General features: G+C 58.0%; 27 protein-coding genes. 15 read left to right on the forward strand and 12 right to left on the reverse strand.

Going from position 1 to position 21,593, the window contains the following annotated elements; genetic code table 11:
* Positions 1–15: 15 nt before the first annotated feature.
* The 11 genes from AC2FFF_RS06335 to yddG all read left to right on the forward strand — a co-directional run bounded on the left by AC2FFF_RS06335 (position 16) and on the right by yddG (position 8,379).
* Positions 16–582, forward strand: a complete 567-nt coding sequence (locus AC2FFF_RS06335) for a TlpA disulfide reductase family protein (protein ID WP_281972560.1) — start codon at positions 16–18, stop codon at positions 580–582.
* Positions 583–648: 66 nt separating this feature from the next.
* Complete coding sequence (locus tag AC2FFF_RS06340) at positions 649–1,014, forward strand: hypothetical protein (RefSeq protein WP_281972561.1); 366 nt, start codon at positions 649–651, stop codon at positions 1,012–1,014.
* 117 nt (positions 1,015–1,131) lie between these two features.
* Positions 1,132–1,518 (forward strand): hypothetical protein, encoded by a 387-nt coding sequence (locus AC2FFF_RS06345; RefSeq protein WP_281972562.1) that lies wholly within the window; start codon positions 1,132–1,134, stop codon positions 1,516–1,518.
* Positions 1,515–2,486: a sterol desaturase family protein gene (locus AC2FFF_RS06350; protein ID WP_142635430.1), complete on the forward strand. Its 972-nt coding sequence runs from the start codon at positions 1,515–1,517 to the stop codon at positions 2,484–2,486. Before AC2FFF_RS06345 ends, AC2FFF_RS06350 begins: the two co-directional genes overlap by 4 nt.
* 88 nt (positions 2,487–2,574) lie before the next feature.
* Positions 2,575–2,763 (forward strand): hypothetical protein, encoded by a 189-nt coding sequence (locus AC2FFF_RS06355; RefSeq protein ID WP_142635428.1) that lies wholly within the window; start codon positions 2,575–2,577, stop codon positions 2,761–2,763.
* Between the two features lie 85 nt (positions 2,764–2,848).
* A complete protein-coding gene (locus AC2FFF_RS06360) occupies positions 2,849–3,682 on the forward strand; it encodes an EAL domain-containing protein (protein ID WP_142635426.1) in 834 nt (277 codons plus the stop codon).
* A gap of 179 nt (positions 3,683–3,861) precedes the next feature.
* On the forward strand, positions 3,862–5,037 hold the full coding sequence (locus AC2FFF_RS06365; RefSeq protein ID WP_142635424.1) for an acetyl-CoA C-acetyltransferase: 1,176 nt from the start codon (positions 3,862–3,864) through the stop codon (positions 5,035–5,037).
* A gap of 7 nt (positions 5,038–5,044) precedes the next feature.
* Positions 5,045–5,431, forward strand: coding sequence for a hypothetical protein (locus AC2FFF_RS06370; RefSeq protein ID WP_496882890.1), 387 nt, complete (start codon positions 5,045–5,047; stop codon positions 5,429–5,431).
* 113 nt (positions 5,432–5,544) lie between these two features.
* Positions 5,545–6,267 (forward strand): acetoacetyl-CoA reductase, encoded by a 723-nt coding sequence (phbB, locus tag AC2FFF_RS06375; protein WP_271948478.1) that lies wholly within the window; start codon positions 5,545–5,547, stop codon positions 6,265–6,267.
* A 301-nt stretch (positions 6,268–6,568) separates the two neighbouring features.
* Positions 6,569–7,516, forward strand: a complete 948-nt coding sequence (locus tag AC2FFF_RS06380; RefSeq protein ID WP_142635418.1) for a transcriptional regulator GcvA — start codon at positions 6,569–6,571, stop codon at positions 7,514–7,516.
* Positions 7,513–8,379 carry an aromatic amino acid exporter YddG gene (gene yddG / locus AC2FFF_RS06385; protein ID WP_496882891.1) on the forward strand — a complete coding sequence of 289 codons (867 nt, stop codon included), beginning with the start codon at positions 7,513–7,515 and terminating at the stop codon, positions 8,377–8,379. The genes AC2FFF_RS06380 and yddG overlap by 4 nt, the downstream gene beginning before the upstream one ends.
* On the opposite strand, the gene AC2FFF_RS06390 is transcribed toward yddG, so the two are convergent.
* The 3 genes from AC2FFF_RS06390 to AC2FFF_RS06400 all read right to left on the reverse strand — a co-directional run bounded on the left by AC2FFF_RS06390 (position 8,376) and on the right by AC2FFF_RS06400 (position 9,647).
* Positions 8,376–8,540, reverse strand: a complete 165-nt coding sequence (locus tag AC2FFF_RS06390) for a YdcH family protein (RefSeq protein ID WP_142635414.1) — start codon at positions 8,538–8,540, stop codon at positions 8,376–8,378. The two genes, yddG and AC2FFF_RS06390, sit on opposite strands and share 4 nt — an antisense overlap.
* 121 nt (positions 8,541–8,661) lie before the next feature.
* Positions 8,662–9,435, reverse strand: coding sequence for a tRNA1(Val) (adenine(37)-N6)-methyltransferase (locus AC2FFF_RS06395; RefSeq protein ID WP_281972565.1), 774 nt, complete (start codon positions 9,433–9,435; stop codon positions 8,662–8,664).
* Complete coding sequence (locus AC2FFF_RS06400) at positions 9,432–9,647, reverse strand: putative signal transducing protein (RefSeq protein ID WP_281972566.1); 216 nt, start codon at positions 9,645–9,647, stop codon at positions 9,432–9,434. The genes AC2FFF_RS06395 and AC2FFF_RS06400 overlap by 4 nt, the downstream gene beginning before the upstream one ends.
* 56 nt (positions 9,648–9,703) lie before the next feature.
* On the opposite strand from AC2FFF_RS06400, the gene AC2FFF_RS06405 reads away from it, so the two are divergent.
* A complete protein-coding gene (locus tag AC2FFF_RS06405; RefSeq protein ID WP_281972567.1) occupies positions 9,704–10,702 on the forward strand; it encodes a polyprenyl synthetase family protein in 999 nt (332 codons plus the stop codon).
* Here AC2FFF_RS06405 and AC2FFF_RS06410 read toward each other — a convergent pair.
* From AC2FFF_RS06410 to soxR, 4 genes are all read right to left on the reverse strand, one after another.
* Positions 10,695–11,516: a 4-(cytidine 5'-diphospho)-2-C-methyl-D-erythritol kinase gene (locus AC2FFF_RS06410; protein ID WP_281972568.1), complete on the reverse strand. Its 822-nt coding sequence runs from the start codon at positions 11,514–11,516 to the stop codon at positions 10,695–10,697. The genes AC2FFF_RS06405 and AC2FFF_RS06410 overlap by 8 nt on opposite strands.
* On the reverse strand, positions 11,506–13,218 hold the full coding sequence (locus AC2FFF_RS06415; protein ID WP_281972569.1) for a tetratricopeptide repeat protein: 1,713 nt from the start codon (positions 13,216–13,218) through the stop codon (positions 11,506–11,508). The genes AC2FFF_RS06410 and AC2FFF_RS06415 overlap by 11 nt, the downstream gene beginning before the upstream one ends.
* Before the next feature lie 103 nt (positions 13,219–13,321).
* Positions 13,322–14,968: an electron transfer flavoprotein-ubiquinone oxidoreductase gene (locus AC2FFF_RS06420; protein WP_281972570.1), complete on the reverse strand. Its 1,647-nt coding sequence runs from the start codon at positions 14,966–14,968 to the stop codon at positions 13,322–13,324.
* 136 nt (positions 14,969–15,104) lie between these two features.
* On the reverse strand, positions 15,105–15,560 hold the full coding sequence (gene soxR, locus AC2FFF_RS06425) for a redox-sensitive transcriptional activator SoxR (RefSeq protein WP_142635400.1): 456 nt from the start codon (positions 15,558–15,560) through the stop codon (positions 15,105–15,107).
* A gap of 86 nt (positions 15,561–15,646) precedes the next feature.
* On the opposite strand from soxR, the gene AC2FFF_RS06430 reads away from it, so the two are divergent.
* The 3 genes from AC2FFF_RS06430 (at position 15,647) to AC2FFF_RS06440 (ending at position 17,746) form a co-directional block, all read left to right on the forward strand.
* The gene (locus AC2FFF_RS06430; protein WP_271948494.1) at positions 15,647–16,027 is read left to right on the forward strand and encodes a VOC family protein; all 381 of its coding nucleotides are present in this window, start codon (positions 15,647–15,649) and stop codon (positions 16,025–16,027) included.
* Between the two features lie 238 nt (positions 16,028–16,265).
* Positions 16,266–16,736 (forward strand): transcription elongation factor GreA, encoded by a 471-nt coding sequence (gene greA, locus AC2FFF_RS06435; protein WP_142635396.1) that lies wholly within the window; start codon positions 16,266–16,268, stop codon positions 16,734–16,736.
* A 17-nt stretch (positions 16,737–16,753) separates the two neighbouring features.
* On the forward strand, positions 16,754–17,746 hold the full coding sequence (locus tag AC2FFF_RS06440) for a hypothetical protein (protein WP_142635394.1): 993 nt from the start codon (positions 16,754–16,756) through the stop codon (positions 17,744–17,746).
* On the opposite strand, the gene AC2FFF_RS06445 is transcribed toward AC2FFF_RS06440, so the two are convergent.
* From AC2FFF_RS06445 to AC2FFF_RS06465, 5 genes are read right to left on the reverse strand one after another with little or no spacing between them, the layout of a single operon-like run.
* Positions 17,743–19,008 (reverse strand): molybdenum cofactor synthesis domain-containing protein, encoded by a 1,266-nt coding sequence (locus AC2FFF_RS06445; RefSeq protein ID WP_281972572.1) that lies wholly within the window; start codon positions 19,006–19,008, stop codon positions 17,743–17,745. The two genes, AC2FFF_RS06440 and AC2FFF_RS06445, sit on opposite strands and share 4 nt — an antisense overlap.
* Positions 19,005–19,496 (reverse strand): molybdopterin-guanine dinucleotide biosynthesis protein B, encoded by a 492-nt coding sequence (gene mobB, locus AC2FFF_RS06450; RefSeq protein ID WP_271948498.1) that lies wholly within the window; start codon positions 19,494–19,496, stop codon positions 19,005–19,007. Before mobB ends, AC2FFF_RS06445 begins: the two co-directional genes overlap by 4 nt.
* Positions 19,493–20,137: a molybdenum cofactor guanylyltransferase MobA gene (mobA, locus tag AC2FFF_RS06455; RefSeq protein ID WP_281972573.1), complete on the reverse strand. Its 645-nt coding sequence runs from the start codon at positions 20,135–20,137 to the stop codon at positions 19,493–19,495. The genes mobB and mobA overlap by 4 nt, the downstream gene beginning before the upstream one ends.
* On the reverse strand, positions 20,134–20,670 hold the full coding sequence (locus tag AC2FFF_RS06460) for a hypothetical protein (protein ID WP_281972574.1): 537 nt from the start codon (positions 20,668–20,670) through the stop codon (positions 20,134–20,136). The genes mobA and AC2FFF_RS06460 overlap by 4 nt, the downstream gene beginning before the upstream one ends.
* The gene (locus tag AC2FFF_RS06465; RefSeq protein WP_281972640.1) at positions 20,667–21,554 is read right to left on the reverse strand and encodes a formate dehydrogenase accessory sulfurtransferase FdhD; all 888 of its coding nucleotides are present in this window, start codon (positions 21,552–21,554) and stop codon (positions 20,667–20,669) included. Before AC2FFF_RS06465 ends, AC2FFF_RS06460 begins: the two co-directional genes overlap by 4 nt.
* Positions 21,555–21,593 lie beyond the last annotated feature (39 nt).

A 21,593-nucleotide genomic window follows, 5' to 3' on the forward strand; every position in this document is an offset into this window, starting at 1 on the left:
AAACCCGGAGTTGATATGCGCCTATTTCGTCTGATCCCCCTTTATATGGCCCTTGCGCTAGGTGCAAACGCGGCTTTGGCCACAGATGCGGAAACTCTGGGTCCGCTGCGCGAAGGCACCCTGAAGCGGTTGATCCTGCACAAAGAGCCCAAACCGCACACCTTGGTCGAATTTCAGTTGGAAGATGACGGTGGCACCGCAACGCTTGCCAACTATCAGGGCAAATACGTTCTGCTGAACTTTTGGGCCACATGGTGCGCACCGTGCCGCAAGGAAATGCCTCAGATCGCCGAGTTGCAGGCGGAATTCGGGGGTGACAAATTCGAAGTCCTGACATTGGCCACTGGGCGCAATTCACCCGCGGGGATCAAGAAGTTTTTCGAGGAAAACAACATCGAGAACCTGCCGCGCCATCAAGATCCGGGCTCGGCCGTGGCACGTGAGTTCGGTGTCATTGCCCTGCCAATCACGGTCATTCTTGACCCCGATGGCAATGAAGTCGCCCGCCTGATCGGGGATGCCGAGTGGAATTCAGACAGTGCCAAGGCGATCATTGCGGCACTGGTCGCGGAAGAAAGCTAAGGTCGTTTTCCTGAAGTCCTGAATTTATGATAGCCTCCCCGTTGTTGTAACGAGGAGGCTTTCTTTATGAAGAACGTATTCACTCTGGCCATTGCTGCCTGTCTGGTTTTGGGCTCGGCATTGGTTGCCGAGGCCAAAGACATCAAGAAAGAACAAGATTTTCTGAATGCTGTTGCCGGTAAGAAACTGGTGAATGGCGGCACCTGGGTGCTTATTTCACCCGACGGGAAGATTTCCGGGCAAACCAGCGACAAGGTCAAATTCTCGGGCGCATGGGCCTGGAACAAAAGGTTTTGGTGCCGAACGCTTGTTGTTGGCGGAAATCAGATCCCGCAGGATTGCCAGAAAGTAACGATAGAAGGGAACCAGGTGACCTTTACCCGCAACAAGGGCAAGGGTGATTCCGGGGGGACCTATACGATTACCAACTGACCTCTTTACAAAGGCGCCGTGATTCCCAACCGGTGCCACAGGTCCAATTCCAGCTTACGCGACGCCACCTTTGACAGCCGCGCATCTGCTTTGCAGTTTGTCGGTCAGGAGGATGTCATGCCGCTTGAGATATTGTTGGTTCTGGTCGTTGGGGGGATCGGCGGAATTACTATTCTGCTGCATCTGACGGGCCGTTCGCGGCAGTTCGCCCTGACGCCTGATCTGGCCCGCGCGCAATGGTCGCGCCATTTCCCCGATGACGTGATCGCAGATGTAACCGTAGCGCATGACGAACGTTCCGCGCTGATCCGAACCACAACCGGTTCTGGCCTTTTGTGGTCGTTCGGCGCGGATACCGTGGCCCGCCACCTGCAGGATTATGACTGGATCGAGCATCCGGACGGATTCGAAGTTCAGTTTCATGATTTCGGAACCCCCTCAACCCGCATCCACCTCGATGACATCGAACGCGCCCACTGGCGACACCTGATGGAGCCCGCATGACCGACCAGATTTCCTTTCCCGATGCCGTGCAATGGGCAGTCCCGTTCTTTATCGCCGCAATTCTGGCCGAGTTCGTCTGGATCGCTTTCAAGGGCCGGGGCGGGCGCTATGAAACGCGGGATGCGGTCACTTCGCTGATCATGGGCGCGGGCAATATTGCCTCGGGGTTTCTGCTCGGTTTCATCGCCTACGGGTTCTTTATGTGGTTGTGGCAGATTACTCCGCTGAACCTGGGCACCTCGATCCCGGTGATTGTCCTGTGCTTTTTGCTGGACGATTTGCGTTACTATTGGGTGCATCGGTTCGGGCATCGCATCCGTTGGGTCTGGGCCAGCCATGTGAACCATCATAGCTCTCAGCATTACAACCTGACCACAGCGTTGCGTCAGACCTGGACTTATACATTCACCTTCATGATGGTCGTGCGCGCGCCGCTGATCCTGCTGGGGTTTCATCCGGCAATGGTTCTGTTTGTCGGCGGTCTGAACCTGATCTATCAGTTCTGGATTCACACCGAGGCCATCGGCAAGATGCCCCGCTGGTTCGAGGCGGTTATGAACACCCCCAGCCACCACCGCGCCCATCATGGCCGCAACGCGCGCTATCTGGATTGCAACTATGCTGGCGTGTTCATCATCTGGGACAAGATGTTCGGCACCTTTGTGCCAGAGCAGGTCGATGACAAGGTCGACTATGGGTTGGTTCACAATATCGGAACCTTCAACCCGTTGCGCGTCGCTTTTCACGAATGGGTCGGAATCTGGCAGGATGCCACGCAATCGGGGCTAACTTTGCGCCAGCGGTTGGCCTATTGCTTTGCCCCACCCGGTTACAGCCATGACGGCAGCCGGGATAGCTCGGAGCAGATCAAAGCCAAGCATATCTCGCGCAACCCCAGGGATCGAGGGACGCCCGGATTTGAGCATTTTGAGACCGAAACGCACAAATCCGAAGCAAAACAAGCTTGAATCCGCCGGTCACGTGCTGATTTTCTTGAAAATTGGCTCAGCCTGCACATATCCAAACGATGTGCATTACGAGTGACCGGAGATTATCATGACCCGTTGGACAACATTTTCCACAGTTTTAGGTCTGATAGGCCTGCTTCTCGCAATGCTGACAGCGCTGGCCGCCGGGACCGCAACGCTGATCGCGTTTGGACTGGCCATGATGGTGCTGGGTTTTACGGGTTCAGTTATTGGTGCCGCGAGATCTCTGGGACGTGTTCTGGACGCAGCCCGCTGACATTTTCATTTCCATTAACCGCAGATTCACATCTTTGCCCTGAAATTGGATCCTGACCGACGACGGTAGGGAAGCGATTTCGATCATGCGGGACAGGAAACTGGCAGATTTACCCGAAGGATCAGACAGCCCGTTAAACGCGGCTGTGCTGTCGCGCGACAACTCAACGATCCAGATGGCTACGGATGCTGTCAAACACAAACAGTGCAAACTGGCCTTTCAACCGGTCATGCAGGCTAACGCGCCACATGGTATCGCCTTCTACGAGGGCTTCATCCGGGTGCTGGATGAAACCGGTCGTGTCATCCCGGCACGCGAATTTATGCCTCAGCTTGAAAACACCCCGATTGGCCGCGAATTGGACTGCATCGCGCTTGAGATGGGCCTGCGCACATTGGCGCGCACCCCGGACATCCGCATGTCGATCAATATGTCCGCACGGTCGATCGGATATGGACGTTGGTCGCGTGTTCTTGACCGGTTCATGAAAAAAGACGCCAGTATCGGTGAAAGGCTGATCCTTGAAATATCCGAAAGTTCGGCCATGACCGTGCCGGAACTCGTGGTTGATTTCATGGACCGGTTGCAACCACGTGGCGTTGCATTTGCGCTGGATGATTTTGGTGCTAGCAATTTCTACTTCCGCCATTTCCGCGAGTTTCTTTTTGATGCCGCCAAGATTGATGGCCAATTCATCCGCGGCATCAGTGAAAACCCTGATAATCAGGCGCTGGTTCGTGCCCTGATCGCAGTTGCAAGGGAATTTGAGATTCTGGTCACGGCCGAATCGGTCGAAACCAAGGCGGATGCTGAGTTTTTGGTGGCCAATGGCGTCGATTGTCTGCAAGGATTTCTGTTCGGCGCACCTACGGTTTCTGCGCCCTGGAAAACGGAAAACGAACAGAAATCGGCGGGTTAACCCCAAAAAACCAGAGACCTTGGGTCCTGAGACAAGCTGCCCGTTGCTGCAAATGCAGCATTGCGCTATTGCAGTGATACTTGAGCGGGGGATTACGGGGCGGTCTTGTTGCGGGGGGAACCTCTCGACCTGCGCCGTCAGACATTCCGCCGGACCATGACGGTAAAGGACTGATCATAATGACCAATGTAGTTATCGCATCCGCCGCACGTACAGGCGTCGGCAGCTTTGGTGGTTCGTTTGCGAACACCGCAGCCCATGATTTGGGCACAGCCGTTCTTGAAGCCGTTGTCGAACGCGCCGGAATCGAAAAAGGCGAAGTCAGCGAGACAATTTTGGGTCAGGTTCTGACCGCAGCCCAGGGTCAGAACCCGGCGCGTCAGGCGCATATCAACGCCGGTCTGCCGCAAGAAAGCGCGGCCTGGGGCATCAACCAGGTCTGCGGATCCGGCCTGCGCGCCGTGGCACTGGGCGCACAGCATATCCAACTGGGCGATGCTGATATCGTCGCTGCTGGCGGACAAGAGAACATGACCCTGTCGCCCCATGCCGCCGCTCTGCGCGCCGGACAAAAGATGGGCGACATGAAGTATATCGACACAATGATCCGCGATGGACTGTGGGATGCGTTCAACGGGTATCACATGGGTCAAACCGCCGAAAACGTTGCTGAAAAGTGGCAGATCAGCCGCGATATGCAGGATGAATTCGCCGTCGCAAGCCAGAACAAGGCCGAAGCTGCGCAGAAGGCAGGCAAATTCGCCGATGAGATCACCCCCTTTACCATCAAGACCCGCAAGGGTGACATCGTGATGGACAAGGACGAATACATCCGCCACGGCGCAACCATGGAAGCCATGGCCAAACTGCGCCCGGCTTTTGCTAAGGACGGATCGGTCACCGCCGCCAATGCCTCGGGCCTGAACGACGGCGCGGCTGCGACCCTGCTGATGTCGGCGGCAAATGCCGAAAAGCGCGGGATTGAGCCTCTGGCGCGGATTGCATCTTATGCTACCGCTGGTCTGGACCCGTCGATTATGGGCGTCGGCCCGATCTATGCCTCGCGCAAGGCGCTGGAAAAGGCGGGCTGGTCGGTTGACGATCTGGATCTGATCGAAGCCAACGAAGCCTTTGCCGCACAAGCTTGTGCAGTGAACAAAGACATGGGCTGGGACCCGTCCATCGTGAACGTCAATGGCGGCGCCATTGCCATCGGTCACCCGATCGGCGCCTCGGGCTGCCGCGTTCTGAACACTCTGTTGTTCGAAATGAAGCGGCGGGACGCGAAAAAAGGTCTGGCGACTCTGTGCATCGGTGGCGGCATGGGCGTCGCCCTATGTGTCGAGCGCGACTGATCTAACAATGCCTTCTCGGCCCACTCTTATTTCGGCCCTTGTGATTTGCTTTGCAGGGGCCGCAGACGCACAGAACCGTCAACCGCTTTCGACCAGCCTGACGGAGTGCAGCGTCATCTTTACAGAGCAGGCCGAGCTGAGAGCACGCCGGAACAAGGACCAAACAACCACAAACGCCGTGCTTGCCAGCGCGGCGTTATTCGTTGTGGAAGCTCGTGATCAGGCCGCAATGGAAGGCATTAAGAACCCCTACAAACACATCCAGTCCGCGCAGGTTCGATTGTCCGAGACATGGCACGTTCGCTTTGGCAATTTGGCTCTGCTGAACGAAAATAAGGACTGGATCGACTATTGCCGTGCATTGGGTAAAGATCGTGGCCTCACACTACCCTGAGGCGAAACCAAAAAACCCAGCGCTGCGGCAACTTGCCTGCGCAATATTGTTGCGCTGGTTGGTTCGGAATAGTAACAGCATTACCAAGACGACTTAAATTGGAGGATTCCTAAATGGCACGAACAGCACTCGTCACCGGCGGTTCCCGCGGCATTGGCGCAGCAATTTCCAAGGCGCTTAAGGCCGAAGGGTACAATGTTGCAGCCACCTACGCGGGGAACGACGAAGCCGCCGCGAATTTCACCGACGAGACCGGAATCGCCACCTACAAATGGAACGTTGCGGATTATGACGAATCCAAAGCGGGCATCGAAAAGGTCGAAGCCGAGATTGGCCCGATCGACATCGTTGTTGCCAATGCCGGCATCACCAAGGACGCCCCATTCCACAAAATGACACCCGAGCAGTGGCATCAGGTGATCGACACCAACCTAACCGGCGTATTCAACACCGTTCACCCGGTTTGGCCTGGCATGCGTGAGCGCAAGTTTGGCCGTGTCATAGTCATCAGCTCGATCAACGGTCAAAAGGGTCAGTTCGCTCAGGTGAACTATGCCGCAACCAAAGCGGGTGATCTGGGAATCGTGAAGTCGCTGGCGCAGGAAGGCGCACGCGCGGGCATCACCGCCAACGCTATCTGCCCTGGCTATATCGCAACCGAAATGGTCATGGCTGTCCCCGAGAAGGTTCGTGATTCCATCATCAGCCAGATTCCAGCGGGCCGACTGGGCGAACCGGAAGAGATCGCACGCTGCGTTGCTTTCCTGGCCTCTGAAGACTCGCAATTCATCAACGGATCGACCATCTCGGCCAATGGTGCTCAGTTCTTCGCCTAAGTTGGCTGTCAAAATGCAAGCGGGCCGGTTCTAAGCAGAACCGGCCCTTCTTTTATCCCGTAAGACCGCGCGCGCTGCGATCAGCGGGAACCGAAAATCCACTTCAACACATTCAGAACCGCTTTGCCCCGCGCCTCATGCGCGCGCAGAATCGCCGATTGTGCAGCTGGATTTGTTGTCATCTCAATCATGGCAGCCTCTCAGTTCAAAACAGTTTTCCTTGACTTATGAGCAATATGAACTCTAGTTGGCAAAGCCACAAACGAGCTTTTTTGAACATTCAGTTAAGAATTTCTATACTATGAGCGACTACCTGCCGCCCTTGACCGCTTTGCGTGCCTTTGATGCCGCCGCCCGGCACATGTCTTTTGCCAAAGCCGCGGCAGAGCTGCATGTAACGCCTGCGGCCCTGTCCTTTCAGATCAAATCCCTTGAGGAGCATTTGGGCCGCCCTCTGTTTCACCGCCTGAACCGCGCGGTGGAGCTGACAGAGGCTGGGCGCACCCTGGCCCCGGGCGCCGCGGATGGATTTGCCACGTTACAAGCCGCATGGCGCGCCGTGAGCAGACAGGGTGACGACACTAGCCTGACCGTCACAGCGGGCCCTGCCCTGACGGCCAAATGGCTGGCGCCCCGCCTATACGAATTTGCCCGCGCACATCCCGAAATAGATCTGAAATTCTCGGCCACGTTACGCATCATCGACCTTGAACGGGATGATGTGGATGTGGCCATCCGATTTGGCGAAGGTGCAGATAAGGGGCTGTATTCCGTGCCAGTGCGCCGGGAATGGCTGACGCCGGTCATGACGCCCGAGCTCGCCCGCCAGTTCACCACGCCGGAAAGCCTGCGGGATGCACCGTTGATCCATGACGCCTCGATCCGCTTTCTGACCCCACCCAGTGATTGGCCCGCCTGGTTCAGGGCCGTGGGCATCGCACATACCCCGACCCATGGTGCCGAGTTTTCGAACGCCGATCACGCAATTGACGCGGCTGTTGCGGGCGTTGGCGTCGCGCTTGGCCGCCGGGCCATGATCCTGAAAGATCTAACCGAAGGCACGCTGGTCGCACCTTTCAAGACCGCCATCGAAACAAAGGGGCGCTTTCGCTTCCTGTGCCTCTCGGGGGCCGAGAACCGCCCTCAGATTGCGGCGTTTCGGGATTGGTTTCTGGCCGAGATTGAAAAGACCGCACATATATCCGATGAGTTCGACATCATTCCAGTCGAGGACCTGTCAGCCGCATGACCCGAAACCGCGCCACTACTATCGGTTTTGTCGCCGTTTTACTCTGGTCCCTTCTGGCCCTGTTCACCGTCGGCTCAGCCCCCGTTCCTGCGCTGTTGCTGAATACGATCTGCTTCTCGATCGGGGGGACGCTGGGGCTGATCTGGACCTGGGCCAATGGCGGGCTGGGGCAGCTGCGGACCGTGCGTTGGACCACCTATCTGTTCGGCACCATCGGGTTGTTTGGCTATCACGCGCTCTATTTCTCGGCTCTGCGCATGGCCCCTGCGGCCGAGGCCGGGCTGATCGCCTATCTCTGGCCGCTGCTGATTGTGCTGTTCTCCGGCCTCCTGCCGGGCGAGAATCTGCGCGCTGGGCATCTGATCGGGGCCTGTCTGGGTTTTGCCGGGGCCGCTGTGATCATCACCGGGGGTGGTGGCGCAGGATTTCAGGCCAGCCACCTGCCCGGTTACGGGCTGGCGATGCTGTGCGCTCTGACATGGTCGGGCTATTCCGTTTTGTCCCGCCGTCTGGGGGACACCCCCACAAGCTCGGTCGCGGTGTTCTGCGTCTTTACCGCCATCGCATCGGGCGGCTTGCATCTGGCCATCGAAGAGACCGTTTGGCCGGACACAGCCTTTGGCTGGACCTCGGTCATGGCGTTGGGGCTGGGGCCGGTCGGATTGGCGTTCTATGTCTGGGATATTGGGGTCAAACAGGGTGACATTCAGATCCTCGGCACCGCGTCTTATGCAGCGCCCCTGTTGTCTACCGTTGTTTTGGTAGTCGCCGGGATCGCTGCGCCATCCTGGGGCCTAGCAATCGCGGCGGTTCTGGTCACCGGCGGCGCGGTCATAGCCGCGCGCACCAGCCTAAAAGGTTAACTGGAAAGTCGCTCTATTTCTTCCTTAAGCCTTAGCTTCTGCTTCTTGAGTTGAGCGATATGAAGATCGTCGATACCTGGCGCGCGCTGGGCTTGTTCTACTTCGAGACCGAGAGTTTCGTGCTTCTTCTTCAGTTCCGTCAGATGTGCGCTCACGCTCATGGCGATACTCCTTCATTGGTGTCTCTGAATAACGTAGGAAGTTGAGCACATCGTTTCCAGCCTGTCACGCTGCAGACGCACAGATTCTATAATAAATCTGACAAATTCGGCTGGTTGGCGCCTATTGATCCGAAAACCCGTTCAGCGCAGCACCGTCGCGCAAAACGTACGATATCTGAGAGGTATAGCTTTCGCCGTCTTTTTCGTGGCGCACACCCTTGTGCAAAATCAGCGGGGCATGCAGTTGAAACGCAGCTCGACCGCCTTTTCTGGCCCTAAGGACCACCAGTTCAGCCTTCCGACCTGCCCGCGCGGCCAGAGGCAGAACTTCGACTGAGCCAAGCCGCCCCTCACAGGCTGACAGCATGTCGGGCAACCGATCGGCCTTTTGGATCATGTGCAGATAACCCCGCGGTGCAAGGCGCTTTGCCGCACAATCGAACCAATCGCGCAACGGGGTATCCTCGCCCAAGGCAATTCCGCGACCTGAGTCCGCCGCAGGGCTATGGGCACCGGCCAAGTAATAGGGCGGATTCGCAATCACATGATCGAACTGCTGTTGTTTCAGCTCAGTTGGCAGTTTGCTCAGATCGGCCTGCACCACTGTCAGCGCCTGCGCATTCTGATCCGCGTTGCGGCTGGCCAGATCGGCATAGGGCGATTGCAGCTCAACACCCGTGGCGTTCAATCCCGGCACGCGCGCCATCAGGCACATGATGGCGGCACCAGCGCCACATCCCAGCTCCAGCACGGATTGCCCAGCCTTTGCCGGTACCGCTGCCGCCAGCAACACAGGATCGACCCCGGCGCGATAGCCGGACAGGGGCTGCCAAATCCGAACGCGCCCATTCAAAAAGTCGTTCAAACTTAGCTCTGGGTCAGTGAATTGCATCATCGGCCCAGCGGGATCTCATTGTCGCGCATCACCCGTTCAGCGCGGGTCAAATCATCTGCCCGCACCATAAGGCGCCGGGGGAAAATACCAATGCCGCCTTCTAGGATGCTCATATTTACGTCCATCTGAAAGCAGTCTATATCCTCGCCCTGAAGAAGGGCGGATGCAAAGGCCAGGATCGCCGGATCGGTGCTGCGCAAAAGTTCTTTCATGGGGATGGATGTAAGGGCAAGGTGAGGCGGAAGTCGAGCCTTGTATCAGGAGTGTGATGAACATCAGCACAGTCTCAAAACCGCATGAGCGGCTGGCCGAGATTCTTTCGGGTGAAATGGACGCGGTCAATGACCTGATACGCACGCGCATGGCCTCAGAACACGCGCCCCGCATTCCCGAAGTCACCGCACATTTGGTCGAAGCTGGTGGCAAGCGCCTGCGTCCGATGCTGACACTGGCCGCGGCGCGGCTGTTCGACTATGCCGGGGATCACCATTTGCGTCTGGCGGCAACGGTTGAGTTCATCCACACCGCGACCCTGTTGCATGACGATGTTGTCGACGAAAGCGCACAAAGGCGCGGACGGCCAACAGCGAATCTGCTTTGGGACAACAAATCCAGCGTTCTGGTTGGGGATTACCTGTTCTCACGCAGCTTCCAGCTTATGGTCGAGACCGGGTCTCTTAGGGTTCTGGACATCCTTGCCAATGCGTCTGCCACGATCGCCGAGGGCGAAGTGCTACAGATGACTGCTGCAACCGATCTGGGCACGGATGAGGCCATCTATCTTCAGGTTGTGCGCGGCAAGACCGCAGCCTTGTTCTCAGCCGCAACCGAGGTGGGCGGGGTCATCGCCCAAGCGTCAGAGGCCCAGGTCAAGGCGCTCTTCGATTATGGCGATGCGCTGGGGATTGCCTTCCAGATCGCTGATGACCTGCTGGATTATCAGGGCGACAGCAAAGCGACCGGCAAGAATGTCGGCGACGACTTCCGCGAGCGTAAGCTGACGCTGCCGGTGATCAAGGCGGTGGCGCAGGCCACCCCCGAAGAACGTGCCTTCTGGCAGCGCACCATAGGCCGGGGCCGTCAAGAGAGCGGTGACCTCGAAACCGCTCTTGGTCTCATGGGTAAATACGGCACGCTTGCGGCGACGCGCAAAGATGCGCTTGGCTGGGCCAATAAGGCCAAGGCGTCGCTGACCATCCTACCCGATCATGAGATCCGTACCCTGCTGAGTGACCTCGCCGATTTCGTCGTCGCGCGCCTTAGTTAAGCTGAACCGCACGGCACCACCAGTCGGGGTGGGCTGCGCCGATCTCATAGGCGGCGAAATGGGCGGCCTTCATCGTGGGGTACAGTGCGAAGCAGGTCGATCCTGACCCTGACATGCGCGCCAACAACGCCGCTTTTGTATCGCTCAGCGCGTCCAGCACCTGCGCGACTTCGGGGGCCAGCAATGTGGTTGGACCTTCCAGGTCGTTTCGCTGTTTCCCCAGCCATTCGGCACAATCCTGAGGCCCCTCAAATACCGGGATATCCTCTGCCATGGGCGGGTTTTCCCTGCATTCCAAAGCCGCGAATATCGCAGGCGTTGGAACCTCTACGCCCGGGTTGACCAACAAGGACGGTAGATGCGGGAGCGTGACTGGGTCCAAACGTTCTCCGATGCCGCGCATACGGCTGGGACTGGCCGCCGTGCAAACAGGAACATCCGCCCCTAGGCGCAGCGCAGTTCCCGGCGGGATAGCTCCACCCTCATCTTCTATCATCCGCAAAGTTGCGGCGGCATCGGAAGAACCGCCGCCGATCCCGCCCCCATGCGGCAGCTCTTTGTTCAGGTCAATATGCCCAGTCCAGCCTGCAGCCTCGGCGGCTTTCCACACCAGATTGCGACTATCGCTTGGCACACCCGCCGCATGTTCGCCGGTGACAGAGATCGACAGCGCCTCACCTGCGGTGAAATGCAGCGTATCGCCCAGATCGGCAAACACCACGAGCGAATCCAACAGGTGATAGCCGTCCACGCGCTGGCCGGTGACGTGCAAAGTAAGGTTGATCTTGGCGGGCGCGAAAGCCTTAGCCTTCATTGGCGACCTTCAGCGGCGCGGCACCTTCTTCGATCAGAACCTCGTCCAGCCCGACCTCGATCTTGCGGCGAATACGCTCGGGGTCGGCCTCACCATCGGCGTCTTCGAGGTCAATGAAAGACAATGCCCGCTTCCACTGGAACTCGGCTTCGCGTGCGCGGCCCACGGCCCAGTAAACGTCACCCAGGTGATCATTCACCACTGGGTCTACCGGCATCAGCTCGACGGCACGCTCCATATGCTCGACCGCCTCTTCATAGCGGCCCAGTCGAAACAGAACCCATCCCAAGCTGTCGACGATATAGCCGCTACCAGGGCGTGCGGCGACGGCGCGTTCGATCATGCCAAGCGCTTCGTCCAGATTTTCGCGCCGTTCTACAAGCGAATAACCCAGATAATTCAGGACCTGCGGTTGGTCGGGGTTAAGTTCTAGCGCACGGCGGAAATCGGCCTCAGCATTGTCCCACTGCTTTAGTCGCTCGTACGAGATACCACGGGCGTAGTGCAGGAACCAGTTGCCGCCACCATCAGCATCAATCAATTCAATCGCTGTGCTATAGGTTTCGACAGCCGCAGCATAGTTTTCTTCACGTCTTTGCAAATCAGCCAGCGCCACGTGAACACTTGGCAGATCCGGTCTCTGCGTCGCAAGGGTCTGCAAGACTTCTTCCGCCGCATCGGTTTTGCCTGCCGTGACAAGCACCTCGGCCCGGCCCAGTTCAGCAGCGTGATAGTCACTGCTGCTCGCGGGCACTTTGCGATACGCTTCGACGGCAAGATCGTATTGCTCCAACTCGTCCAAAAGTTCGGCACTCAACAAGATTGCGTCCACGTGATCCGGGCGCAGAAAGGCTGCGACCTGCGCATAAAGCAGGACGTAATTCTCAGCCGCCTCACTGCTAAGCGCGGCTCCCACGGAAAAGAACACTTCTGCGATACCGTCCTGCGATGTGCGGACATGAGTAAAGGGCAGCGTTTCGCCAGCGCTCAGACGCGATTCGTACCCTTCAATCGAGGGATCAGAGCCGGACTCGAACACGTCATCCAGAAACTGCAGCGCATCCTCATTGCGGTCCAGCTGCGACAGAACCTCGGTCCGTGCCAGCGCTGCGCGGCGGGTAAATCGCGCCACAACACCGTTATCGGCCGCAAAGACTGCCTCGGCGCCTTCAAAGTCTCCGACTGAGGCCAGTGCCAAAGCTTTGTGGTAAAGCGCGAACTCGCGCAGACCTTCCTGCGCTGCAACTTGGTCAAACTGCTCCAGCGCGCTGGTCATCGCACCCTGGCCCATATGGGCCCAGCCCAATATTAACCCGTCAACCAGCGGCCCGACGCCTTGCGTTTCAGGGTCGCGGGCCAGCAGTTCATCCAGCTTGCCTTCAGCCACCAGATTAGCGGCAATCGCCATTTTCGCGGGCTGGTTGGGCAGGCCCAAATCTTCGATGGTTTGGGCAATCGGCAAAGCGCGCTTAACCTCGCCCAGCGACAAGCGCGCAACGACGACATTCTCCAGCAACCGGTCGTTTTGAGGATCTGCGCGCAATGCTTGCGCAAAGTATTTCTCAGCCGCCGTATAGTCGTCCTGAAAAATCGCCTGACGCCCGGCAAGATACGCACCGAACCCAGTGTCGGCATAAGCCGGAATGGCGAATGACGTGGTAAACAGCACAGCCAACGCTGTGCGACGAATGAGAAAAGTCACCAAATTCCTGCCTTGCGATTGTCGGTTGCGCAATAAGCTAGGGCTTTGACCAGAAAGAGGCAATGGCAGAGCCTTCACGACGCCGCCATTGCCCATTTTTCGCTTACATATTGGGATAGTTCGGACCATCCCCTCCCTGCGGCGTGGTCCAGGTGATATTCTGGCTGGGATCTTTGATGTCGCAGGTCTTGCAGTGAACGCAATTCTGAAAGTTGATCACGAATCGCGGACCATTTTCATCCTCGACCATCTCATACACCCCCGCCGGGCAATAGCGCTGCGCAGGTTCGTCGAATTCGGGCAGATTGACACTGACCGGAATCGCCGGGTCCGAGAGTTTTAGATGGCAAGGCTGACTTTCCTCGTGGTTCGTCATCGCGAACGAGACGTTGGTCAGGCGGTCGAAGGACAGCGTGCCATCCGGCTTTGGATAGTCGATCGGTTTATGTTTACTTGCTTCTTCAGTCGATTCCGCGTCGTTCTTACCGTGGCCCAGAGTGCCAAACAGCGAAAAGCCCAGAGTGTTTGTCCACATGTCCAAACCGCCCAGCGCCAGCGAGGGCATCAGACCCCACTTTGACCACATCGGTTTGACGTTGCGCACTTTCTTGAGGTCTTTGCCGATGGCACCTTCGCGAACATCTGCTTCATAGACATTCAATTCATCGCCCGAACGCTCGGCTTTGATGGCATCAAATGCCGCCTCGGCCGCAGCTTTGCCAGACAGCATCGCGTTGTGGTTGCCCTTGATGCGCGGCACATTGACCATGCCCGCCGAACAGCCCAGCAGCGCCACGCCTGGCGCGACCAGCTTGGGCATCGATTGATATCCACCCTCAGTAATCGCACGAGCGCCATAAGCCACGCGCTTGCCGCCTTTCAGCAGCTCGGCCACCATCGGATGATGCTTAAAGCGCTGGAACTCCATATAGGGGTACAGGTGCGGGTTCTTGTAATTCAGGTGAACCACAAACCCGACATAGACCTGATTGTTTTCCAGGTGATAGATGAACGACCCGCCGCCCGCGTTGCTGCCCAGGGGCCAGCCCATCGTATGGGTGACGGTGCCTTCCTTGTGCTTGGCCGGGTCGATCTCCCAGATCTCTTTCATGCCGACGCCGTATTTCTGGACTTCTTTTCCGGCTTGCAGATCGTATTTCGCGATCACTTCCTTGGACAGCGACCCGCGCACACCTTCGGACAAGAAGACATATTTGCCGTGCAGCTCCATGCCCGGCTCGGTGTTCGGGCCGTAGGAGCCATCGGCCTCAAGGCCGAAGACACCGGCAACAACGCCTTTGACTTCACCATTGTCGCCATAGACCAGCTCGGAACAGGCCATGCCAGGGAAGATTTCCACGCCCAGCTCTTCGGCCTGTTCAGCCATCCAGCGGCAGACATTGCCCATCGACACGATATAGTTGCCGTGGTTGTTCATCAGCGGCGGCATCGGGAAGTTCGGAATGCGGATTTTTCCGGCCTCACCCAGCATATAGAAGTTATCTTCGGTAACCGGCGTGTTCAGCGGCGCACCTTTTTCCTTCCAGTCCGGTATCAGCGCATCCAGGCCGCACGGGTCCAGCACCGCACCTGACAAGATATGCGCACCCACCTCCGAGCCCTTTTCCAGAACGACGACGTTCAAATCGGCATCCAGCTGTTTCAGACGGATGGCCGCCGACAGTCCCGCGGGGCCGGCGCCCACGATCACCACGTCATATTCCATCGCTTCGCGTTCAATCTCGGCCATTGCGGGCTCCTTCGCTAACTTTCCGAATTGGCGCATCTAACGCACGGTCGGCGCAATTTTGTTTCACGGCTGATTACATGCTGGGAAAGCCACAGGTCAATCGAAACACGGCGTAACTATGCCGCTATGCGGCAGATCACGTGTCCGGAGTGTCACCCATCAGGTATCTGGGGCCACTTCCCTTGGATTTGGCACGGTCATCAGGATTGTAAAGAGCACATTTGGGCAAACTAAGGCACCCACAGCCAATGCATCCGTCCAGATTGTCACGCAGGCGCATCAACGTATCGATTCGCTGATCCAGATGCGACCGCAGATCCTTGCTGATGTTTTTCCAATCCTGCGGCGTTGGTGTACGATTTCCGGGCAAGCCGGACAGGACTTCTCGGATTTCGGGCAGGGTTAGTCCGAATTGCTGCGCTATCATCACAAAACTCAACCGTCTTATGTCGGCGCGCTGATATCGCCGCTGCCCACCCGCATTGCGCCAGGGGGCAATCAGACCCTGCGCCTCGTAATATCGGATCGCTGAAACCGCCAGCCCGGTGCGCTGGGCCAAAGCGCCTATTGCCAGCCCCTCTGAAATCGCCATCTCGCCCTCAAAAAATTCCTTGACCTAAAGTTAGGTTTAGAAATTACGGTGAGTCGGGACAAGCCTCAAATTGAATAGGAGATCCCATGAAGGCGACACTTGAACACACCAATTTCACCGTCCGCGACCCGCAGGCTTCGGCAAAATGGATGCAGGATGTCTTCGGTTGGAAAACCCGCTGGGAAGGCCCTGCAATCGCGGGTGGCTATACCGTGCATGTCGGTAGCGCACATACCTACCTGGCGCTTTATGCACCCAGCGATCCCAAACCCTCGGGTGAAAGCAGCTATGACATCATCGGGGGGCTGAATCATGTCGGCGTTCTGGTCGAAGACATCGACGCAACCGAAGACAAAGTGGTCAAAGCAGGTTTCACCCCCAAGTCGCATGCAGATTACGAGCCCGGCAGGCGGTTCTATTTCGATGATGAGAACGGCATCGAGTTTGAGGTGGTGCAATATGCTTGAAGCACTCTGGATGGCCTCAACCACCTGGAAATGGCAGCGCGGTCAGCTGTTTGGACAGCGTAACAGGTGCCCACGGCGCCCGATCCAACGGCGTTAAGTCGCAAATCCAGCTTGCTGTCTTCTTTGACCTCTTGCATTTCACGCATCATTTGGGTCAGGTATTTGCCAACCCATCAAATCGCCCCGGCGCTGGTTCCATGCGGCGGGGCGTTACAATTTCAGCGTGGACGACAAGAATATGGAAAAAATTCCCATGACGCCTGCGGGCAATGCTGCGCTTCAGGCCGAACTCAAGAACCTAAAATCCGTCGAGCGGCCAGCTATTATCGAAGCCATCGCCTCGGCCAGGGAACTGGGTGACCTGAAAGAAAACGCCGAATATCATTCGGCCCGGGAAAAGCAGGGTTTTATCGAAGGCCGCATCAAAGAGTTGGAAGGCATCCTTTCACTGACCGATGTGATCGACCCTGCCAAACTGTCTGGTGCTATCAAATTTGGCGCCAAGGTCACGCTTGTTGACGAAGACACTGACGAGGAAAAGACCTGGCAGATTGTAGGGGAATATGAGGCCAATATCGAAGCCGGCCTGCTGAACATCAAATCCCCTATTGCCCGCGCCCTGATTGGAAAGGACGAAGGCGACAGTGTCGAGGTACGCACACCTGGCGGCGTACGTTCTTATGAGGTCCTGAGTATCACCTACGCCTGAGCCCCGGAGCGTTCACAATGTCCGAGCCCACGCCAGAGCAGGAAGCCAATCGGCCAACCTCACTGGGCATATATGATAGGCCAACCAAGCCTTCGATAACCGAGATCGAAATTGCAGCCGTCGCCCTCAGCGTGATCTGGCTGATAGTCTCGGTTGTTTTTCTGGTGCTGCCCGACGAGGTCGACGGCGGAGGCTTTGTCGTGACCTTGCTGGCGGTCTTCATGCCGGTAGCGATGATCTGGGTCGCGGCAATGGCCATGCGCGCCAGCCGGATCATGCGCGAGGAAAGCGCACGACTACAAACCTCGATTGACGCCATCCGAAACGCATATATCGCTCAGCAACAGCGATCTTCCAGCACCTATGAGCCAGCCGTATCCAAAAAGCTGGATCAGATCGCGGAAACGGCCAAGAAAGCCGAAAGCGCGCTGGCCACGTTTTCAACCAAGCGCAGGGAACCCGCACAGCAACCGACAGCCGTGGGGAACGGCGATCAGACTTCGCTGGAACTGGGTACACAAGCTGGGGATATCGTGCCCCCGCTTGGCACCGACATCTTTATCCGTGCGCTGAATTTTCCGGAAACACAGGAAGATACCGAAGGCTTTGATGCCCTACGGCTGGCGCTCAAGGACCGCAAGACAGCCAAGCTTGTACAGGCCTCTCAGGACGTGCTGACCCTGCTCAGCCAAGAGGGCATCTATATGGATGACCTGCGCCCTGACATGGCCCGCCCCGAGATCTGGCGGCAATTTGCGCAGGGTGGGCGCGGACGGGCTGTCGCGGCCTTGGGCGGCATTCGCGACCGCTCCTCGCTGGCGCTGACTTCGGCCCGGATGAAGCAGGATCCCATTTTCCGGGACGCCGCCCATCACTTTCTGCGCCGGTTCGATCACATGATCATCGAGTTTGAACCCCGTGCCAGTGATGCAGAGCTGACCGCTTTGGGTGATACAAGAACCGCGCGGGCCTTCATGTTGCTGGGGCGTGTGGCCGGAACCTTCGACTAGATTCCGAAACTTCCATAGGGGATGAACCGGACAAGATCACCCGGTTGGATGTGGCGCGCTCCGTCTTCGATCTCGACCAGCCCTTCGGCCCAGCTTAGCCCGCTGATCCGCCCGGACCCTTCCGAGTTGAAAACTTCGGCTTTTCCGTCTCGGATACGGGCCCGCAGATATTCCCGCCGCCCGGGCTTCTTGCGCTTATCAAAGGCGGCTGGCAGATCGAACCCCTGCGGGTCCCGCCAGCCCTCGCCAGCCATCAGGCCCAGCGCCGGGCGGGCAAAGATTAGGGTGCAGACCAATGCCGCTACTGGATTGCCGGGCAGTCCGAAAACCGGCACTCCGTCCCAAATCCCCAAAGCCAGAGGTCGCCCCGGTTTCAGGGCAATACGCCATTCCTGCATCGCTCCGGCCTGCCGCAACAGCGCGGAGACATGGTCTTCGTCCCCTGCCGACGCGCCGCCACTAGTCAGAACAACATCCGCCTCTTTCGCAGCTTCGTTCAGCCGCTCGCGCAGGGTTTCACGATCATCGGCAACGCGGCCCATATCCAGTGGCTGGAATCCCATCCGCTGGATCAGAGCCAGCAACATTGGGCGATTGGCATCGTAGATTTGCCCTGGCTCAGCAACCTCACCGGCCTCGACTAGCTCATCCCCCGTTGACAGGACGGCCACCCGCAGAGCTTTGCGAACCAGCAGATCACCAGCACCCGTCGCGGAGAGAAGGGCTAGATCGGCAGGTGTCAACCGGCGTCCAGCGGGCAAAGCCAGATCACCTCCAACCACATCTTCGCCCGCATTGCGGGTATTGGCACCCTGTTTCAGGGGGCCGCGAAAGGCGATATACCCATCCTGAACTGTCACGTCCTCTTCCAGAATAACGGTGTCCACCCCATCGGGCAGGGCCGCACCAGTCAGAATCCGTATGGCGTGGCCGGGCGCAAGCTGACCATCAAAGGGAACACCAGCCGCCGCACGCCCGTCTTGCAGCGGCATCACCTGCGGCCCATCCGGAACCGGACCGGCAAAGCCATAGCCATCTACCGCCGTATTTGCCTGCGGCGGGTTCGAACGTTGGGCATATACATCGGCGGCCAAAATCCGACCTGCGGCTTGTGCCAACGGAACGGTTTCAGCCCCCATCACGACCGAAAGGCGGTCGCGCAGCAGGTCCAACGCCTCGTCAACCGGCGTCCAGCTCACGCCCGCAGGCAAGGCAAAACAATCGTTGCGCAGGGGCGGTGGGGCAATGTCCGGTTTGCTCATAATCCTACCTCTTGCAGAATGAACCCTGCGATGGCTGCGGTGTCGTCCAGATCAAAAACCGGACGGTCGAAGTTCAGCTCTGTGTCACTGGCAACCGCGCGCACAGTTTCGTTCTCGGCCGCGATCAACGGATTTCCAGCGGCCACCCGATACGCCTCGACCTTGGGGTGGGCTTCGCGTTTGAACCCCTCGATCAGCACAAGATCAACGGGAGCCAAGCGTGCCAGTAGATCAGAGAGAGGCGGCTCGGGTGCGCCGCGCAGTTCCTGCATCATCGCAATGCGCTTGCCGGACGCCAACAGCACCTCGGACGCACCGGCTTCTCGATGGCGGAAACTGTCCGTGCCGGGCTGGTCGACATCGACGGCGTGATGGGCATGTTTGACGGTCGAAACCGAAAAGCCACGCGCAGTGATCTCGGCCACCAAACGCTCCATCAGGCCGGTCTTGCCCGCGTTTTTCCAGCCGGTGACGCCATAGACCTTCATGCCTGCTCCAGCAGCTTTTGCGCCCGCGCCAGATCGTCGGGTGTATTGACATTGAAGAAGGGGTCAAACGGCTCCGCCGGAAACAACGCCTCACGCCCATCATGTTTATCTGTCCACAGCACAACCTTGCGCAGCCCGTCATTCAAGGCATCTCGCAAATCATCTCGCAACGCGACAGGCCAGAGGCCAAATGTCGGATGCCGGTCGACCCGTTTGCCGCCGCCGGATTTCAGTGCTTCATCCCCGGTTCGAGGCGTAGTCGCCAGCACCAACGGATGGGTTTGCCCTTGAGCAGCATCCGTTAGGCGCGCCACAAGATCGCGCGGAAAAAACGGCGTGTCGGCAGCGGCGGTGACGATGCTGTCGGCCCCCTGTTCTGCTGCCCAATCGAGCCCCGCCAGCACACCCGCCAGAGGCCCGGCGAAACCTTCAATCGTGTCGGGAAGAACCGGCAGGTTGAGGTCGGCGAACCGTTCGGGATCACCATTGGCATTCAGCGCCAGACCGACCACCTGCGGGCCAAACCGGTCAATGACATGAGACAGCAGGCTCTGCCCACCGACTGTCAGCAAGCCTTTGTCGCCACCACCCATCCGAGTGGCAAGGCCTCCTGCGAGGATGATGCCGAGAGGGCGGGTCATTTGATCTCCTCAAGCGCGGGCCATTTCCTGAATTTCTGGGTGGGCAGGAAAAGCAATGGACAGACGGCCAATCCGAATGCTGTAAACCAAATAATTGCAGGCCACCCCGTCAATTCGGCCGCCTTGTAACTCAGGCTATAGTGGGCTGGCAAAAACACTAAGACGGCCCCAACAGCAAAGATAAGACCAAAACAGCACCGATACGTGCGCACCGCCTTTCTGACCTCATCTGGTATCCCGGCAAACTCTGGCAGACCGTGCATCAAAACCCGCTGAAGCACGAGTGCTTGTTTTTGAGACAACTCCCCCCATGCCTGCCAACCAAGCCGAAAGGGGGCAGCGATGTTCCAAATGCTGATGTATTCCTCTGGCGCCCACCCCAGACGGTTACGCAGGTTGACGTCCAATTGCGCCATACCCTCAATGATCGCGCGTTTCGACCGCTCAAGGAGCCAGAACACATAGACCATCATTGGCAGCAAGCCCAATGTCGCGACGAATAAAATAGATAAACCAAAGACTTCCAAAATCATTCCGCACTCTTCCGTCTATGCTTTTTATCTTCGACCGCCACTGTCGACGGGTCGACGTCGCGCACCAACCGGTCCTCGCCCGCAAGACACACGAACCGCTGCCCCCGCATGCGGCCGATCAGGGTCAGGCCAACCTCACGCGCGATTTCGACACCCCAGGCGGTGAAGCCTGACCGTGACGCCAGCACCGGGATGCCCATCATCGCGGTCTTGATCACCATTTCCGAGGTCAAACGACCTGTGGTGTAGAGGATCTTATCTTCGGCCCCTACACTTTCGGACAGCATCCAGCCTGCAATCTTGTCGACCGCGTTGTGGCGGCCCACGTCCTCCATATAGACCAACGGCCGGTTTTCCCGACACAGGACCGTGCCGTGAATTGCACCAGCCTCAAGATACAATGAAGGGGTTCGGTTGATTTTGGCTGCCAGATCATACAGCCATGAGGTGCGGACCTGAACCTGCGGCAGGCGCACGTCCTCCAGCCCTTCCATCATGTCACCAAACACAGTGCCGACCGCGCAGCCGCTGGTTCGGGTCTTTTTCTTCAGCTTGTCCTCATATGAGGTTTCGCGCGCGGTGCGCACCACCACGGTTTCCAGATCGTCATCGTAATCCACGCCGGTAATGTCATCATCGGCTAACAGCATCCCCTGATTGCGCAGGAACCCCAGCGCCAGATATTCAGGGTAATCGCCGATTGTCATTGCAGTCACGATTTCCTGCGCGTTGAGGAAAATCGTCAGGGGGCGTTCCTCGACAACCGAGATCCGGCTGACCGCGCCATTCTGGTCGATGCCTTCGACCGCACGGGTCAGGCGGACCGCGCCAGGATAAGGGGCGATGATGTAGTCGGTGGCATCCGGTTTCGTGGCCAATTGCAACCCTTTCCCAAGATCGCTACTGCTGTTGGCGATACCATA

The sequence above is a fragment of the Ruegeria sp. YTSA226 genome, assembly GCF_059609905.1.

What these genes read in the sequence shown, in the direction of transcription:
- AC2FFF_RS06335 (WP_281972560.1), top strand. Translation starts at nt 16, where the DNA reads ATGCGCCTATTTCGTCTGATCCCCCTTTATATGGCCCTTGCGCTAGGT.
- AC2FFF_RS06340 (WP_281972561.1), top strand. Translation starts at nt 649, where the DNA reads ATGAAGAACGTATTCACTCTGGCCATTGCTGCCTGTCTGGTTTTGGGC.
- AC2FFF_RS06345 (WP_281972562.1), top strand. Translation starts at nt 1,132, where the DNA reads ATGCCGCTTGAGATATTGTTGGTTCTGGTCGTTGGGGGGATCGGCGGA.
- AC2FFF_RS06350 (WP_142635430.1), top strand. Translation starts at nt 1,515, where the DNA reads ATGACCGACCAGATTTCCTTTCCCGATGCCGTGCAATGGGCAGTCCCG.
- AC2FFF_RS06355 (WP_142635428.1), top strand. Translation starts at nt 2,575, where the DNA reads ATGACCCGTTGGACAACATTTTCCACAGTTTTAGGTCTGATAGGCCTG.
- AC2FFF_RS06360 (WP_142635426.1), top strand. Translation starts at nt 2,849, where the DNA reads ATGCGGGACAGGAAACTGGCAGATTTACCCGAAGGATCAGACAGCCCG.
- AC2FFF_RS06365 (WP_142635424.1), top strand. Translation starts at nt 3,862, where the DNA reads ATGACCAATGTAGTTATCGCATCCGCCGCACGTACAGGCGTCGGCAGC.
- AC2FFF_RS06370 (WP_496882890.1), top strand. Translation starts at nt 5,045, where the DNA reads ATGCCTTCTCGGCCCACTCTTATTTCGGCCCTTGTGATTTGCTTTGCA.
- phbB (WP_271948478.1), top strand. Translation starts at nt 5,545, where the DNA reads ATGGCACGAACAGCACTCGTCACCGGCGGTTCCCGCGGCATTGGCGCA.
- AC2FFF_RS06380 (WP_142635418.1), top strand. Translation starts at nt 6,569, where the DNA reads ATGAGCGACTACCTGCCGCCCTTGACCGCTTTGCGTGCCTTTGATGCC.
- yddG (WP_496882891.1), top strand. Translation starts at nt 7,513, where the DNA reads ATGACCCGAAACCGCGCCACTACTATCGGTTTTGTCGCCGTTTTACTC.
- AC2FFF_RS06390 (WP_142635414.1), bottom strand. Translation starts at nt 8,540, where the DNA reads ATGAGCGTGAGCGCACATCTGACGGAACTGAAGAAGAAGCACGAAACT.
- AC2FFF_RS06395 (WP_281972565.1), bottom strand. Translation starts at nt 9,435, where the DNA reads ATGATGCAATTCACTGACCCAGAGCTAAGTTTGAACGACTTTTTGAAT.
- AC2FFF_RS06400 (WP_281972566.1), bottom strand. Translation starts at nt 9,647, where the DNA reads ATGAAAGAACTTTTGCGCAGCACCGATCCGGCGATCCTGGCCTTTGCA.
- AC2FFF_RS06405 (WP_281972567.1), top strand. Translation starts at nt 9,704, where the DNA reads ATGAACATCAGCACAGTCTCAAAACCGCATGAGCGGCTGGCCGAGATT.
- AC2FFF_RS06410 (WP_281972568.1), bottom strand. Translation starts at nt 11,516, where the DNA reads ATGAAGGCTAAGGCTTTCGCGCCCGCCAAGATCAACCTTACTTTGCAC.
- AC2FFF_RS06420 (WP_281972570.1), bottom strand. Translation starts at nt 14,968, where the DNA reads ATGGCCGAGATTGAACGCGAAGCGATGGAATATGACGTGGTGATCGTG.
- soxR (WP_142635400.1), bottom strand. Translation starts at nt 15,560, where the DNA reads ATGGCGATTTCAGAGGGGCTGGCAATAGGCGCTTTGGCCCAGCGCACC.
- AC2FFF_RS06430 (WP_271948494.1), top strand. Translation starts at nt 15,647, where the DNA reads ATGAAGGCGACACTTGAACACACCAATTTCACCGTCCGCGACCCGCAG.
- greA (WP_142635396.1), top strand. Translation starts at nt 16,266, where the DNA reads ATGGAAAAAATTCCCATGACGCCTGCGGGCAATGCTGCGCTTCAGGCC.
- AC2FFF_RS06440 (WP_142635394.1), top strand. Translation starts at nt 16,754, where the DNA reads ATGTCCGAGCCCACGCCAGAGCAGGAAGCCAATCGGCCAACCTCACTG.
- AC2FFF_RS06445 (WP_281972572.1), bottom strand. Translation starts at nt 19,008, where the DNA reads ATGAGCAAACCGGACATTGCCCCACCGCCCCTGCGCAACGATTGTTTT.
- mobB (WP_271948498.1), bottom strand. Translation starts at nt 19,496, where the DNA reads ATGAAGGTCTATGGCGTCACCGGCTGGAAAAACGCGGGCAAGACCGGC.
- mobA (WP_281972573.1), bottom strand. Translation starts at nt 20,137, where the DNA reads ATGACCCGCCCTCTCGGCATCATCCTCGCAGGAGGCCTTGCCACTCGG.
- AC2FFF_RS06460 (WP_281972574.1), bottom strand. Translation starts at nt 20,670, where the DNA reads ATGATTTTGGAAGTCTTTGGTTTATCTATTTTATTCGTCGCGACATTG.